The following is a 14,054-nucleotide window of genomic DNA, read 5'->3' on the forward strand; positions in this document are numbered from 1 at the left end:
ACATGCTCAGGCGACGCCCAGTCGCAGGAAGAGAAGGAGTACCTTGAATGTCTGTTCGTCGCCTGCTCGCCGCCGCCGCGGCCGCCGCGCTCGGAGGCATCGGGCTTGCCCCACCAGCGGCCGCGCACGTCTCGGCCCAGTCGGCCGCCGTCGACGTTTACAGCTTGACCACCGGTCGACTGGTGGGTACCACGGCCGCGCTCGTGGCGCTGGCCGGCGTGGTCCTCGGTGGGCTGGCCCTGGCCCGCTCCGCCGGTCGTATCGGCACCGGAAACAGGAGGAACAGGGCCGGCGCGGCCCTGGTGGCGGGGCTGGCCGGCATGGTCATCGGCGCACTGAATCTGGCCGTCGCCGACGGCGGTCCCGGCACCGGCAACGGAGTGGTCGGTGGCGCTCTGGCCCTGGTGCTGGGGCTGATCGCCGCGGTCTGCGGCTGGCTGGCTCTGGCCCGCTCCCGCCGCACCGGCTGACGGCAACGGATACGAGCACGTGTCCGGGCCTGCCTGAAGGCCTGTCGGGTGCCGCCGAGTACCGGCGCTGTCGAAACGTGGTTCTGGCACAGATCTTGGGGAGTGGTCGCGGAGGGTCACGGAAGCAAGTTCTGGCGGTGCTTCACGTCGGTCGCCCAGACCCGGGGCTTCTTGACGAGCAGCCGTGTCCATGCTGGCCCATAACGTTCAGGACGGTTTCTTCGCCCGGGGGATCTCGAAGGTGAAGTTCGCTTCTGAGGGGAGTGCCACGAACGAGCACTGGTCGCCGAAAGTCAGCGGGGGTAGGGCCGCCGAGGACAGTCGGCTTCGTCGAGCGCAAAGATCAGGTCCGCTTGCTTGATCACCGCGGGGAAAACGCCTGTCCCTCCGGCAACTGAAGGAGGGAGTTCGCCGACGTCGCGCCAGGTCCGGACGCAGATGAGGAAAACCTTGCGGCAGCGGCGGACACTGGAGGTCCAGCACATCAGCCGCCTCATCACCGACCAGGAGGAGGTATGTGTCCTGGCCGCGAAACATGGCAGCGTCCGAGGGCAGGAGCTCGCCCCGCGCGGGTCCCTGTGCCTCACCGAGAAGATGCCGGGAGACCCGTGAACACCGAACAGCCCGCACAGCTCACCTGGTTGAAGAGCAGCTACAGCGGCGACGAAGGCGGCGAGTGCGTCGAAGTCGCCCCCGACGCGACCGTCATACGCGTACGGGACTCCAAGGAGCACGGCGGCCCCCGGCTCGCCTTCGCGCGGAGCGCATGGTCCGGGTTCGTCGCGGGCCTGGGGCGGGACCGGACCTGACCCACCGCGCCCGAGGCCGTGACGCTCCGGCTCTTGTCACGACCTCCCCTCCGGTGGCGGCCCGGTACCCTCCGGCCCGCCACCGGTCACCTCGCCTCCCCTCTTTCCAGGTCGAGGGCCTTTTCGCACGTCAATGGGCGGGGCGGGTCCCCCACCTTCACCTTGACTCTGAAGCTCCTGTAGATCGTCAAGTCGCCGGGGACGTCAAGCCGGCTCGGCCGGCTGGTCCGGCGTGCCGCGCGTGCGATGTGGTCACGGGAACGGCAGGGTCTGCGCGAGGACGGTGACCACGATCAGCACCACGGGGAAGCAGGCGAGGAACATCGCGAACGTGTATCCCATGATGTCCCGGGCCTTGAGGCCCAGCACCGCCAGCGTCGGAAGCATCCAGAACGGCTGCAGCAGGTTCGCCGACGCCTCACCGAGGTCGTAGACGACCACCATCCACCCCTGGTTGATGTGCAGCTGGTTCGCCGCCTCCATCACGTAGGGAGCCTCGATGACCCACTTGCTGCCGCCGCTGGGGACGAAGACACCCAGTACCGCCGAGTAGACCGCGATGAGCGGCGGGAAGAGCAGCTCGTTGGAAACACTCACCATCCAGCCGGCGATCTGCTTGGACAGGCCGGTGAATGCGATCATGCCGAAGATGCCGCCGTAGAAGGGGAATTGCAGCAGGACCCCGGACGCCGCGGGAGTCCCCCGCCGAACCGCCTCGACCATGCGGATCGGGCGCCAGTGGAGGCAGAGCGCCAGCAGGATCAGGACGAGGTTGACCGTGTTGAGGTCGATCGCCGCGACCGGGTTCCCCTCGACGCTCGTGAAGTGGCGCACCAGATACCACAGACCCAGGACCCCGACCAGGACGGTGAGCAGTGGGCTGCGCTCCAGCCAGTCTCCGGGACGCGACCCGGTGGAGCCGGAGGCCGCGTCCTCCTTCCCGTCCTTCTCCGCCAGAAGCGGACGCAGCTCGATCCCCATCTCCTGGGCGGTCTTGGCGCGGGCAGGCGAGGGGGCGAGGAACCAGGCCATGACGACCGCCACCACGAAGACGACGAAGGTCGCCAGCACGCTCTGCCAGGTGAAGATCGTTTCGGTGAGCGGGATGATTCCCTCGCCGCTCCGTCCCTCGGCGATGATTTCCTGCACGGCTTCCGGGCTGGAGGCCGGGCTGGCCACCTGCAGTGCCGCGGAACCCGACAGCCCCTGGGCCCACACCGTGCCGAGCCCGAGGAACGCCATGGCGCCGAGCGCCCGGTAGTCGACGCCGCGGACGACGCGGGCGATCTCCTTCGCCAGGATAGCGGTGAAGATCAGGCTGAACGCCCAGTTGAGGTAGGAGCTGATCATCGCCACCGCGGCGGTGAACGCGATCGCCGCACGCGGCGACTTGGGGATCTGCGCCATGCGGGCGATCAGCCGGGCGACCGGAGCGGACACGGCGACCGCGTATCCGCCGATGATGATCATCGCCATCTGCAGGGTGAACTGGATCAGCGACCAGAAGCCCTCGCCCCACGCGTCCACGAGGGTGGTGGGGCTCTCCCCCGTCGCGAGCCCCAGAGCGAAGATGAGGAACGTGCCGACGAGGACGAACCCGAAGGCGTCCGGAAGCCATCTCTCGGTGAAGGCGGTGAACCGCAACGCAACCCGCGCCAGCCAGGTGTCACCCTCGAGCACCTCGGCGTCCCGCTCGGTGTGGACGTCCCCGACCATGGTTCGTCTCGCTTCCTCTTCGGACGGCTGTTCACCATGCGTGCGAACAGAGTCGTCTGACGGCTGATCCGTGACTCGGGCGGAGATCTTCGTGGGTGGGAAGCCGAAAAGGGAAGAGGGTCCCCCGATTCGTTGCACATAGGTCACACAGCGGGAAGGAACTCGACGGAAAGGTGGCGGTGCAAGCCACTTCGCCGACCGGTTTCATGGGCCTGATCGACATGGCAGCCCGAGGAGACGTCGGGTAGGTGCCTCACCACGCGAGTGGCGTCGGTGCACCCACGAACGCAGTAGCCCTCACTTGACCGGCGCGAGGGAGACACCTCGGCTCGCTCCGACGCAAGGAGTGGCAACGGTGTCCCCGGTGATCCCCTCGGCCCTCGGTGTACGGGGCACCTCCCGCATGCTCATCTCGTTGACAGCCCCGCCGCACCGAGCGTCGGTGTCCTCCAGGGTGACGATCCGGTCGCTCAGCCCCGTACCGGGGAGCAGGCGGGTGGCGCCGGCGGCGATCACGCAGTGGTCGAAGGTGAGCGTCTCGGTGCGGCTGTCGCCGAGGAAGACTCGCAGGGTGTTCGCGTCGGGGAAGGTGCCCCGCCCGTCGTACTCGGTGTCGTCGTTCTTGCGCATCAGGTGGTGGACGCCGGGCAAGCGCCCGTCGGCGACCCTGCGGCCGCGCTTGTACGCGGCGCCGTAGTCGAAGGTGACAGTGCCCTCGGCCCGGACCGCGCGTGCGGTCCGGGCCGGCCGGGTCGTGTCAGGTCCGGCTCACCCTTCCGGGGCCGGCTCCTGGGTGAGGGCCGCGTGGAAGCGGCGGGTGTGGTCGACCCGGCGTTCCGGGCCGGTCAGGGTGACCGTCGCCGTCAGGCGGGGGTCGGTGCTCGACACGGCGAGGCGGAGTTCCAGGTCGCCCGGTTCGACGATCCGGTGGCCGGCGCGGCCGGTGAAGGAGGCCACGTCGGCGGGGACCGTGACGCGGACGCGGCAAGCCTTGCCCGGCTCCAGTTCGACCCGGGTGTAGCCGACGAGGCGCTGCACCGGCTGGACGACGGAGGCGACCGGGTCGTGCAGGTAGAGCTGGACGACCTCGGTGCCGGACCGTTCGCCGGTGTTGCGGACGGTGAGGGCGAGGGTGAACTCGCCGTCCGTCGGGGCCTCACGCTCGTCCACGGTGAGGTCGCCCCAGGCGAACTCCGTGTACGTCAGGCCGTGGCCGAAGCCGAACGCCGGGGTCGGGTCGATGTTGGACACCTCGCTGAGCTGGGCGAGGCGGGCGCCGAGGTAGGTGGTCGGCTGGGAGCCCGGGCCGCGCGGCACGCTGACCGGGAGCCGGCCGGAGGGGTTGGTTCGGCCGCTCAGCACCCCGGCGATCGCCTGGGTGCCGGCGACCCCGGGGAAGAAGGACTGCACGATCGCCGCGGACTCGGCGGCGGCGCGGCCGAGCGCGTAGGGCCGCCCGGCGAGCAGGACGGTCACCACCGGCGTGCCGGAGTCGAGCAGTGCGTCGAGCAGGTGCTGCTGGGCGCCGGGCAGGGCGAGGGACTCGGCGTCGCAGCCCTCGCCGCTGGTGCCGCGGCCGAACAGGCCCGCGCGGTCGCCGAGGACGGCGATGACGAGGTCCGCCTCCCGGGCCGCGTCCACCGCCTCACCAAGGCCGGAGAGGTCGCCGTCGTCGACGCCGGTGCCGCGGGCGACCGTGATGTCGGCGTCGGGGAACTCGGCGGTCAGGGTGTCGTGCAGGGTGAGTAGGTCGATCCCGACCGGGACGTCCGGGTGCTGCACGCCCACGTGCTGGGGGAAGGAGTAGCAGCCCAGTACGGCGGTGCCCTCGGCGGCGTTGGGGCCGACCAGGGCGATGCGGCGGGGCCGGGTGAGGGGCAGGGTGCCGTCGTTGGTGAGGAGGACGACCGCCTTCTCGGCGATCTCGCGGGCCAGTTCGCGGTTCTCGGGACCGTCCAGGTCGATCGTGCCGCGCAGGGCGTCGGGGTCGTCCGGGTCGGCGCCGTCGAGGGCGGGTGGCACCGGGTTCCAGTCCGGGTCGAGCAGGCCGAGCACCGCCTTCTGGGTCAGGACGCGGCGCAGGGCGCGGTCGATGACCTCCTCCGGGACGCGGCCGTCGGCGACGGCTTCGGCGAGCGGCGCGCCGAACGTCTTGACGGTGGGCAGTTCGATGTCGACGCCGGCCTTCAGCGCGGCGCCCGCGGCCTCCGCCCAGTCGCCGGCGATGCCGTGCAGGGTCTTGAGGAAGGCGATGCCGAAGTAGTCGGCGACGACGGTGCCGTCGAAGCCCCAGGTGTCGCGGAGCAGTCCGGTCAGCAGGCTCTCGTCGGCGGCGGCGGGGATGCCGTCGGTGTCCGTGTAGGAGTGCATGACCGAGCGGGCGCCGCCCTCGCGGATCGCCATCTCGAAGGGCGGGAGCAGGACGTCGGCCCGTTCGCGGGCGCCCATGGGCGAGGGGGCGAGGTTGCGTCCGGCGCGGGAGGCCGAGTAGCCGACGAAGTGCTTGAGGGTGGCGACGATCCCGGCGGACTCCAGGCCCTGGACGTACGCGGTGCCGATGGTGCCGACGAGGTAGGGGTCCTCGCCGATGGTCTCCTCGACCCGGCCCCAGCGGGCGTCGCGGACCACGTCGAGGACGGGCGCGAGGCCCTGGTGGATGCCGACGGAGCGCATGTCGCGGCCGATGGCGGCGGCCATCCGGCGTACGGCACCGGGGTCGAAGGTGGCGCCCCAGGACAGCGGGACGGGGTAGGCGGTGGCGCCCCAGGCGGCGAAGCCGGCCAGGCACTCCTCGTGCGCGACGGCGGGGATGCCGAAGCGGTTCGCCGAGGTGATCCGGGACTGGGTGCGCAGCAGGGAGAGCGCGCCGAGCGCCGGGTCGACGGGGGCGGTGCCGAAGGGGCGGGTCAACTGGCCCAGTCCCATGGGCAGCAGGGCGTCGAGGTCGACGGCCTCCTCCATGTCGTGCTGGTGGGGGGCCACTTCGCCGCCGTTGGCGGACGCGCCGACCCATACGCCGTACAGCTGGGCGATCTTCTCGTCCAGGGTCATCGCGCCGACGAGTGCGTCGACTCTGGCGGCGACGGGGAGGTCGGGGTCGTTCCAGAGGGGGATTTCGGGGGTGGTCTCTACGGCCACGTCGGTAGTCACTTTCCTCCGACACCCATCAGGCCCTGGACCAGGGCGCGACGGGCGAACAGGTAGACGAGCAGGATGGGCACCATGGACAGCACCACGGCTCCCAGCAGACCGGGGATGTCGATGCCGTGTTCGGTCTGGAAGTTGTACAGACCCAGGGTGACGACCTTGGAGGAGTCGGACTGGGTCAGGACGAGCGGGAACAGGAAGCCGTTCCAGGCCTGGAGTGCGGAGAAGACCACGATGGTGGACAGTCCGCCGCGGGACAGTGGCAGGACGAGCTGGAAGAACATGCGCCGCGGGGTGGCGCCGTCCATGGCCATGGCCTCGTACAACTCCGCGGAGATGTCGCGCATGGCGCCGCTGAGGATCAGCGCCGACATGGGCAGGCAGAACGCGGCCGTGGGCAGGATGACGCCCAGCAGGTTGTCGTACAGCCCGGCTTCGCTGATCAGGTAGAACATCGGCACGATGACGGCCTGGGCGGGGACGGCGAGGCCGAGCAGGAACAGCCGGAAGATCGCCGACGTGGTCCGCCCGCGGCTGCGGACGATCGCGTAGGCGAGCGGCGGGACCAGCAGCAGCACGATGCCGATCACACAGGCGGTGACGACGAGCGTGTTGAAGAAGTACTGGTCGAAGCCCGATGCGAAGGCGCCGGTGTAGTTGTCCAGGGTGAAGCTGTCCGGGAGGGAGACCGGGCCGTTCTCGGCGTAGTCCTGGCGGGTGCGCAACGTCGCGGCGAGCAGCACGTACAGCGGCAGACCGACCAGGAAGAGCCAGAGGAGCGAGCCGGCGCCGGCCAGGTAGTTGGGGCGGCGCCTCATGACGAACCCTCCATGGTGCTGCGCATCTTGTCGTAGCCGGAGACCCGGACGACGATCAGCGAGATGATCGTGGCCGCGACGACCAGGACCAGGGCGATCGCGGAGCCGGTGCCGTAGTCGAAGCTCTTGAACGCCTTGTCGTACATGTAGTAGGCGCTGATGGTGGTGTCGGTGCCGGGTCCGCCCTGGGTCAGGATGAGGACCGTCTCGAAGGTGGTCAGGCCGCCGACGATCATCAGGATCATCGAGGTGATCATCGCGTTGCGCAGCTGCGGCAGGGTGATGTGGAAGAACTGCCGGTAGCGGCCCGCCCCGTCGATCTCCGCGGCCTGGTAGAGCACCTGGGGGATCGCGCGGGCGGCGCCCTGGTAGATCAGCGTGTGGAAGGGGGTGAACTGCCAGGTGCTGACGAACGCGAGCACCCCGATGGCGGTGGCCTGTTCACCGAAGAGGTTTCCGTCGCCGAACAGCCAGGTGGCGTCGGCGGGGATGCCGAAGTTGGGGTCGAGCAGCGCCCGCCAGAGCACGGAGACGGCCGTGGCGGACAGCAGCAGCGGGATGAAGTAGATGACGGACAGCACGGCCCGGTTGCGCTGGTGTCCGGCGGCCCAGACGCCGAGCATGATGCTCAGCGGGGTCTGGAGGACCACGCCGAGCACGGTCAGCAGCAGGGTCAGCCAGATGCTCTTGAACATCACCGGGTCGTCCATCAGGCGCGACCAGTTGGCCGTGCCGACGAACTCGGGCGAGCCGATCCCGTCCCAGCTCATGAAGGACAGCACGGCCACCATGATCAGCGGGACGATCGCGAAGAGGGTGAAGAACACTGCGGCGGGCAGCGCCCAGGCGAAGCCGGGGCGGCCCACCGTCGTTGCGGACGAGGCGGACGGCCGCCGCCGGGACCCCTTGCGGGGTCCGGCGGCGGGCTGAGCGCTCGTGATCTGAGTGGTCATGAGCCGTTCATTCGGTGGGGAGGGCCTGCATGGCCTTGATGAAGCCGTCCGCGTCGAGCTGTCCGTTGAAGAACTGCTGGACGGCCTTGTGCATGTCCGAGCTCGCCTTCTGCGGGTACGCCTGGTCCCAGGACAGCTGGAACGACGGGGCGTCGGCGACCAGGTCGTACTGGAAGCGCGAGTACTCGGGGGTGGCCGAACCGTCGATGAGATTGGCGGTGTTGGTCGTGGTCGGCAGGTTGCCGATGTCCAACTGCGCCTTGACGAACTCGTCGGAGTACATGAGCTTCAGGAACTCGGCGACGGCCTCGGGGTGCTTGGTCTTCTTCATCACCGAGTAGTAGTTGTTGGTGTTGCCGGCGACGTTGGCCGGGTCGCCCTTGCCGCCCTCGACGGTCGGGAAGGCGGTGTAACCGAGGCCCTTCTCGGCGAACGCCTTGTGGTCCGTCAACTGCTGCGAGTAGTACCAGGAGCCCATCAGCTCGAAGCCGGCCTTGCCCGAGGCCACCAACTGGACCGAGCCGCCGTTGGTGTACTTGACGGAGTCGTAGTTCTTGCCGAAGGCGCCGGCGTCGACGAGCTCCCTGATCATGCCCAGGGCCTTCTTGCTGTCCGCGCTCTCCCAGGCGCTCTTGTCGCCACCGACGGCCTTCTCGAACAGCCCGGGGCCGGCCACGCGGTCGAAGAGGTACTGGAACCACATCTGCGTCGGCCAGATGTCGCCGCCGCCGAGCGCGATCGGCGTGACGCCCGCGTCCTTGAGCTTCCCGACCGCGTCGAGCAGCTCGTCCCAGGTCTTCGGCGGCTTGACGCCCGCCTCGTCCAGGACCTTCTTGTTGTGGAAGAGCAAAACCGGCTGGGTACCGCGCATCGGGATGCCGTACGGCTGGCCGTTGACGACGGCGTTGTTGAAGACGGACGGCAGGAACTTGCTCTCCAGGTCCGGGTTCTTCTCGATGAAGTCGTCCAGCGGCAACAGCAGATCGGCCTTGACGAACGGCTTGATGCTGCCGCCGCCCCAGTTGAAGAAGACGTCCGGGGCCTGCGGGGTGCTGATGATCGTCTGAAGCTTCTTCTGGTAGTCCGCACCGGGGATGGTGTCGAGGACGACCTTGACGTCGGACGTCTTGTTGAACGTGTCGACGATCCGCTTCTCGACCTTGTTGGTGGCGTCCCCGTAGACCAGGACATGGATCTTGCCGTCGCCCTGCGACGCCCCGCCGTTCCCGTCACCGCAGGCCGAGAGGCTCAGTGCCAGGGCGAGCGTCGCACCGCAGGCGACCAGTCTGGGCAAGCGCGCACGTGTCTTCATCGTTCGCCTTTCGAAAGTTTCGGCACTGTCACCGAAAGTCCATGCCGTGGGACAGTAGGTCAGGCCTGGGGTTCGGTCAACGGTCGAGCCGGTACTCACCCAAACCGTTATCGAGGCGCGGTGGCCTATCCTGCGGGTATGCACCATGAAGACGAGGCGAGCGGCAGAGTCACCCTGGCCACGGTCGCGAAAGAGGCCGGCGTTTCGATGCCGACAGTTTCGAAGGTCCTCAACGGCCGTTCGGATGTCTCCCGCTCGACGCGAGCCAAGGTGGAGCAGCTCCTGGAGGACCACGGCTACCGCCGACGCGGGCAGCCGACGTCCCGCTCCCCGCTCATCGAGCTCGTCTTCCACGAACTGGACAGCATCTGGTCGATGGAGCTGATCAGGGGCGTGGAGAACGTCGCCAGGGAGAACCGCGCGACGGTGGCGCTCACCGAGAGCGGCACCCGGCACACGCCCGCGCCGGAATGGCTCCCGGGTGTGCTGCAACGCAGGCCGCTGGGCGTCGTGCTGGTCTTCTCCGCACTCCCCGAGGACGTCAAGCGCCGGCTCAGGGCGGCGGCCATCCCCTTCGTCGTCATCGACCCGGCGGGCGACCCCGACCCGGACGTGCCCTCGGTCGGCTCCGCCAACTGGGCCGGCGGCCTCGCCGCCACCCGCCATCTGACCGACCTCGGTCACGAGCGGGTCGCGATCATCACCGGCCCCGGGGACATGCTGTGCTCGCTGGCCCGTCTCGACGGCTACCGCTCGGCCATGGCGATGGCGGGCCTGGAGACCGACCCACGCCTGATGCGATTCGGCGACTTCCACGTGCAGGGCGGCTTCGAGCACGCCATGGACCTGCTGGAGGGGCCCGACCGTCCGACAGCGATCTTCGCGGGCAGCGACCTCCAGGCGCTGGGCGTGCTGGAGGCGGCGCGGGTCAAGGGCATGCGCGTGCCCGAGGACCTGTCGGTGGTCGGCTACGACGATGTACCGCCGGCGCAGTGGTCGAGTCCGCCGCTCACCACGGTCCACCAGCCGCTGCGGCACATGGCCGAGGAGGCCGCCCGGATGCTGCTCCGCCCGGACGCACCCGGCACGGCCGCCCAGCGCATAGAGCTGGCGACACACCTGGTGGTACGGCAGAGCACGGCTCCGCCCAAGGAGGCGTGAAGGGGCGCGCAAGGAGAACTCGAATGTTTCGGGTTTCCCCGAAGAAGTGTTGCGGCGACGTACCGGCCGCATTCCACGCCCTCAACCCTGATGACCGGAGCGAGGGGGGACCGGTGCGTGGACCGGCCCCCGGCTCCGGCGGCGCCTCCGGGTCCGGTCAGGCTCCGGGCAGGACCCCGCTGCGGGCCACCTCGGAGTACCAGCGGGCGCTGGCCTTGGGGATGCGGGTACCGGTCGGGTAGTCCACGTAGACCGCGCCGAAGCGCTTGCCGTAGCCGTGGGCCCACTCGAAGTTGTCCAGCAGCGACCACAGGAAGTAGCCACGCACGTCCACGCCGTCGGCGATGGCCCGGTGGACGGCGGCCAGGTGGTCGTGCAGGTAGGCGATCCGGTCGGGGTCGTTGACCTGTCCCGCGGGGTCGGCGTAGTCGTCGAACGCCGCGCCGTTCTCGGTGATGACCAGCGGCAGCTTCGGGAAGTCGGACGCCAGCCGGCGCAGCAGGTCGTACAGGCCGGTGGGGTCGACGGCCCAGCCCATGGCGGTGGTGTCGCCGGGCGGCTGGTGGAAGGCGACCCGGTCGGCGCCCGGCCAGGGACTGTGGGCGCTGTTGCCGTGTCCGTCGGAGGTGTGGGTGCCGCTGCCGTCGGCCTCGGAGACCAGGGTGGGCGTGTAGTAGTTGACGCCGAGGAAGTCCAGCGGCTGGTGGATCTGCCGGAGGTCGCCGTCCTTCACGAAGGACCAGTCGGTCAGTGCCGTGGTGTCCTTGAGCAGGTCCTCCGGGTAGGCGCCCCGCAGCATCGGGCCGGTGAAGGCCCGGTTGGCGAGCGCGTCGATCCGGCGGACCGCTTCGGCGTCGGCCTCGCTGTCGGTGAGCGGGCGGACGTGGTGGATGTTGAGCGTGACCGAGCACCGGGCGTCGGCGGCGACGCGTTCGCGCAGTTCCTGGACGGCCAAGCCGTGGGCCAGGTTGAGGTGGTGGGCGGCGCGCAGGGCGTCGACCGGGTCGGTGCGGCCGGGGGCGTGCACTCCGGAGCCGTAGCCGAGGAAGGCGCTGCACCAGGGCTCGTTGAGGGTGGTCCAGGTCTTCACCCGGTCGCCGAGGGCGTCCGCGGCGAGGGCGGCGTACTCGGCGAACCGCTCGGCCGTGGCGCGCTCGGGCCAGCCTCCGGCGTCCTCCAACTCCTGTGGCAGGTCCCAGTGGTAGAGGGTGGCGACGGGCTGGATGCCCCGGTCCAGCAGGTCGTCGACGAGACGCCGGTAGAAGTCCAGGCCCTTCTGGACGGCGGGACCGCGTCCGGTGGGCTGGATCCGGGGCCAGGCCAGGGAGAAGCGGTAGGCGCCCAGGCCGAGTTCGGCCATGAGGGCGACGTCCTCGCGCCGGCGGTGGTAGTGGTCGGTGGCGATGTCTCCGGTGTCGCCGTTGCGGACCCGGCCGGGGGTGCGGGCGTAGGTGTCCCAGATGGACAGGGTACGGCCGTCCTCGGCGGCGGCGCCCTCGATCTGGTAGGAGGCGGTCGCGGAACCCCAGACGAACCCCTTGGGGAATGTGCGGGCGAAGGTGCGGGCGGCGTCCGGGGCGGACGCGCTCTGCTGTGCTGCGGTGACCACGTGAGTCCTTTCGAGTGGTGGGGTGGGCGCGCGAGGGTCTGGGGGTGGTGTGCGGGCCCGGCGGCCCTCGGCCGGTCCGGGCGTGGCGGGTCAGCCCTTGACGGCGCCCGCCATGATGCCGCTGACGATCTGGCGGCCGAAGACGACGAACATCGCCAGCAGCGGCAGCGTGCCGAGCAACGCGCCCGCCATGATCAGAGACTGGTCGCGGACATAGCCCGCGCTGAGCTGGGTGAGGGCGACGGGGACCGTCGGGTTGGTCATGTCGAGCACCACGAAGGGCCAGAAGAAGTCGTTCCACGCGTGCACGAACGTGATCATGAACAGGACGGCCATCGCGGGCCGGGCGACGGGCAGCACGATGCTCCAGAAGATCCGCAGCGAGTGCGCCCCGTCCACGCGTCCGGCCTCGACGAGTTCGTCGGGCAGCGCCTCCGAGAGGTACTGCCGCATGAAGAAGACGCCGACCGCGCTCACCAGAGTGGGGAAGATGACGGCGGGCAGCTGCTGCGACCAGCCCAGCTCGGACATCAGCATGAACAGCGGTACGACGCCGAGCTGCGGCGGCACCAGCATGGTGCCGATCACCAGCATGAGCAGGGCGTTGCGCCCCTTGAACCGCAGCTTGGCGAAGGCGAAGCCCGCCAGGGTCGCGAACATCACCGTGGACAGGGCGATCACCCCGGCCACGATCAGACTGTTGATCATGGCCTTGCCCATCGCCGCCTCGTCCCAGGCCCGGGCGAGGTTGCTGAACAGGTTCGGGCCCGGCAGGAAGGGCGGTGGCGTCTGGCTGACCCGGGTGTTGTCGGTGGAGGCCGCCACCATCGTCCAGTACAGGGGGAAGATCGACAGCACCGCCATGACGGCGAGCAGGACGTAGGCGAGCGGGCCCGCGTGGTGCTGGCGCCCGGCGCGCTCGCGCAGCAGCCGGCGGCCGCCGCGGCGGACCGGTTTCCCGGCGGGAGTCCGGTCCGGGGCGTCCGTCCGGGCCGGGAGACTGTGGATGGTCATGACGACTCCAGGTCAGGACGTACGGGAACGCAGGCGCGTGATCAGGCGCTGCGCCACGAAGGCGAGGGCGAGCAGCAGGAACATCGCCCAGGCGACGGTCGCCGAGCGGCCCATCTGGTAGTTCTTCCAGCCCTCCTCGTACAGCAGCAGGCCCAGCGTCTGGTACTGGTTGTCCGCCCCGCCGGTGACGCCGTTGGGGCCCTGACCGAAGATCAGCGGCTCACCGAACAGTTGGGTGGCGCCGATCGTGGAGAGCACGATCGTGAAGACGATGGTGGAGCGGATGCCCGGGACGGTGACATGGGTGAACTGCTTCCACCGGGAGGCGCCGTCGAGGGAGGCCGCCTCGTACCGGTCGGCGGGGATGGCCTGCATGGCGGCCAGGTAGAGCAGCGCGTTGTAGCCGGTCCAGCGCCAGATGACGATGGTGGAGATCGCGACCTGGGCGGGCCACTTGTCGGCCTCCCAGTCCACCGGGTCGATGCCGACCGCGCCGAGCGCCCAGTTGATCATGCCGAAGTCGCGTTCGAAGATCATGGTGAACACGAGGGCGGCGGCGGCGACCGAGGTGGCGTACGGGACCAGCGAGGCCACGCGGAAGAACAGCGAAGCGCGCATGCGGTAGTTGAGGAGGTGCGCCAGGCCGAGGGCCATCAGCAGTTGCGGCACCGTGGAGATGACACCGATGGTGATGGTGTTCCGCAGCGCGTTCCAGAACCGTGAATCGCCCCAGAGCTCGACGTAGTTGTCGAACGCCACCCACTCCATGACGTCGAGAGTGGCCAGTTCCACGTCGTGCAGGGAGATCCACGAGGTGTAGACGAGGGGGTAGAAACTGAACGCGGCGAAGACGACGAAGAACGGTGCGACGAACGCGAACGGCGCGCCCTTGACGTCCAGTCGGTGCAGCAGCGCGCCGCGCCGCCGGGCGGTGTCGTTCTCGCCGGCCGGCGTCGGCGGCGGGCCCGAGGGCTCCCCGCCTTCCAGGTCCTTGGTGGTGGAGGTGGCCACCCGACTTTTCCTTCCTGGGAACAGAATGTGTGAG

12 protein-coding genes and 1 pseudogene are annotated in these 14,054 nt (G+C 69.7%); 4 read left to right on the plus strand and 9 right to left on the minus strand.

From position 1 onward, the window contains the following. Nucleotides 1-47 precede the first annotated feature (47 nt). The 3 genes from AB0I73_RS12085 to AB0I73_RS12095 all read left to right on the plus strand — a co-directional run bounded on the left by AB0I73_RS12085 (nt 48) and on the right by AB0I73_RS12095 (nt 1,279). On the plus strand, nt 48-470 hold the full coding sequence (locus tag AB0I73_RS12085) for a DUF6223 family protein (RefSeq protein WP_363036344.1): 423 nt from the start codon (nt 48-50) through the stop codon (nt 468-470). Nucleotides 471-908: 438 nt separating this feature from the next. Then, nucleotides 909-1,082 carry a hypothetical protein gene (locus AB0I73_RS12090; RefSeq protein WP_363036346.1) on the plus strand — a complete coding sequence of 58 codons (174 nt, stop codon included), beginning with the start codon at nt 909-911 and terminating at the stop codon, nt 1,080-1,082. Beyond that, entirely contained in the window at nt 1,079-1,279 is a 201-nt protein-coding gene (locus AB0I73_RS12095) for a DUF397 domain-containing protein (RefSeq protein WP_363036348.1), read from the plus strand. The genes AB0I73_RS12090 and AB0I73_RS12095 overlap by 4 nt, the downstream gene beginning before the upstream one ends. Before the next feature lie 252 nt (nt 1,280-1,531). Here the strand turns inward: AB0I73_RS12095 and AB0I73_RS12100 are convergent, their stop codons facing one another. The 6 genes and pseudogenes from AB0I73_RS12100 to AB0I73_RS12125 all read right to left on the minus strand — a co-directional run bounded on the left by AB0I73_RS12100 (nt 1,532) and on the right by AB0I73_RS12125 (nt 9,225). Beyond that, nucleotides 1,532-2,995: a TIGR00366 family protein gene (locus tag AB0I73_RS12100; protein ID WP_363036350.1), complete on the minus strand. Its 1,464-nt coding sequence runs from the start codon at nt 2,993-2,995 to the stop codon at nt 1,532-1,534. 444 nt (nt 2,996-3,439) lie between these two features. Further along, nucleotides 3,440-3,721: pseudogene (locus tag AB0I73_RS12105) on the minus strand (dihydrolipoyl dehydrogenase); the annotation flags it as partial. Between the two features lie 42 nt (nt 3,722-3,763). Further along, entirely contained in the window at nt 3,764-6,145 is a 2,382-nt protein-coding gene (locus AB0I73_RS12110; RefSeq protein WP_363036352.1) for a glycoside hydrolase family 3 N-terminal domain-containing protein, read from the minus strand. Then, a complete protein-coding gene (locus tag AB0I73_RS12115; protein WP_363036354.1) occupies nt 6,142-6,960 on the minus strand; it encodes a carbohydrate ABC transporter permease in 819 nt (272 codons plus the stop codon). The genes AB0I73_RS12110 and AB0I73_RS12115 overlap by 4 nt, the downstream gene beginning before the upstream one ends. Further along, on the minus strand, nt 6,957-7,913 hold the full coding sequence (locus AB0I73_RS12120) for a sugar ABC transporter permease (protein ID WP_363036356.1): 957 nt from the start codon (nt 7,911-7,913) through the stop codon (nt 6,957-6,959). The genes AB0I73_RS12115 and AB0I73_RS12120 overlap by 4 nt, the downstream gene beginning before the upstream one ends. 7 nt (nt 7,914-7,920) lie before the next feature. Then, nucleotides 7,921-9,225, minus strand: a complete 1,305-nt coding sequence (locus AB0I73_RS12125) for an extracellular solute-binding protein (RefSeq protein ID WP_363036358.1) — start codon at nt 9,223-9,225, stop codon at nt 7,921-7,923. A 138-nt stretch (nt 9,226-9,363) separates the two neighbouring features. Here AB0I73_RS12125 and AB0I73_RS12130 point away from each other — a divergent pair, with 138 nt between their 5' ends. Next, entirely contained in the window at nt 9,364-10,386 is a 1,023-nt protein-coding gene (locus AB0I73_RS12130; protein WP_363036360.1) for a LacI family DNA-binding transcriptional regulator, read from the plus strand. Nucleotides 10,387-10,543: 157 nt separating this feature from the next. Here AB0I73_RS12130 and AB0I73_RS12135 read toward each other — a convergent pair whose 3' ends face one another. The 3 genes from AB0I73_RS12135 to AB0I73_RS12145 all read right to left on the minus strand — a co-directional run bounded on the left by AB0I73_RS12135 (nt 10,544) and on the right by AB0I73_RS12145 (nt 14,020). After that, a complete protein-coding gene (locus AB0I73_RS12135; protein WP_363036362.1) occupies nt 10,544-11,995 on the minus strand; it encodes a GH1 family beta-glucosidase in 1,452 nt (483 codons plus the stop codon). Nucleotides 11,996-12,085: 90 nt separating this feature from the next. Next, nucleotides 12,086-13,009 carry a carbohydrate ABC transporter permease gene (locus AB0I73_RS12140; protein WP_363036364.1) on the minus strand — a complete coding sequence of 308 codons (924 nt, stop codon included), beginning with the start codon at nt 13,007-13,009 and terminating at the stop codon, nt 12,086-12,088. Nucleotides 13,010-13,021: 12 nt separating this feature from the next. Next, nucleotides 13,022-14,020 (minus strand): sugar ABC transporter permease, encoded by a 999-nt coding sequence (locus AB0I73_RS12145; RefSeq protein ID WP_363036366.1) that lies wholly within the window; start codon nt 14,018-14,020, stop codon nt 13,022-13,024. Between the last annotated feature and the right edge of the window lie 34 nt (nt 14,021-14,054).

This window comes from Streptomyces sp. NPDC050388 (assembly GCF_040655635.1).
GTDB lineage: Bacteria > Actinomycetota > Actinomycetes > Streptomycetales > Streptomycetaceae > Streptomyces.